General features: G+C 76.9%; 1 protein-coding gene. It reads left to right on the top strand.

Annotated features, from left to right (window positions below):
- A partial coding sequence (locus MXD58_RS25895; RefSeq protein ID WP_250610336.1) for a hypothetical protein occupies positions 1-601 on the top strand: 601 nt, incomplete at its 5' end.
- Positions 602-843 lie beyond the last annotated feature (242 nt).

Here is an 843-nt window from a genome sequence, read left to right on the forward strand (position 1 = left end):
GGACGCCACCCGTGACGGCAGTGGGACGGCCCGGCGGCACGACGTGCGGCCCCCGCAGCCGCGGCTGGAGCCAGCGGCGTCGGTGCGTGGCGGCCATCGCAGCCCGGGGCCGGTCCCGGCCGAGGCAGACGCGCCGCGCGCCGAGCCGGGTCAGGTGCGGTCGGCGGCGGCACTGGCGATGATCGTCGGTGCGGCCGGGGCGGCCATCGGCAGCACCCTGCCGTGGAGCACCATGACCAGCCGGGACGAGACCAGGACGTTCAGCGGGGTCGTGGTCGGGGACGGTCGGCTGGTCCTGGTCCTGGCCGTGCTGGTCGCCCTGATCGCGGTGGGCCGGCTCGCCCATCGGCCATTCGGCCCCGGCGGCGCGGACCTCCTCACCGCCCGGCTGGTGTCGGCCGCGATCATCGTGGTCGCCGTGTTCGACCGGATGTACGGGCCGCCGACGCTCGCCTCGTTCCGGGCGGTGTCCGCGGACCAGATCGCGATCGTCCCCGAGGCCGGTCTGACCCTGACGCTGGGATCCGGCGTCGTGGCGCTGGTCGGAGCGATCCTCCTGCAGGCCGGCCCGCGGTCGCCCGCGGCGTCCAGGCGGAGGTAGTCGCCCGATCCGGTGATCCCTCGCGGCGACCATGCGGTCGTCTGCGCCGCGTGGTACTACCGTTCGGGGCGGTCGCCAGACCGATCTCGCGGTCTCGGACGGTGGTGGGCGGTGAGTGGTCAGGAGCACAGCCCGTGGGCTCGCCCGGCGGACGGGCCGAGCGTGCCGCCGCCCTCCCTCCCCGAGTCGGGGACAGCCCCGGCCGGGGGGACGCCGACCGGCCCCGCCCGTGACGCCTGGGC

It is taken from the genome of Frankia sp. AgKG'84/4 (assembly GCF_023242965.2).
Taxonomy (GTDB): Bacteria; Actinomycetota; Actinomycetes; order Frankiales; family Frankiaceae; genus Frankia.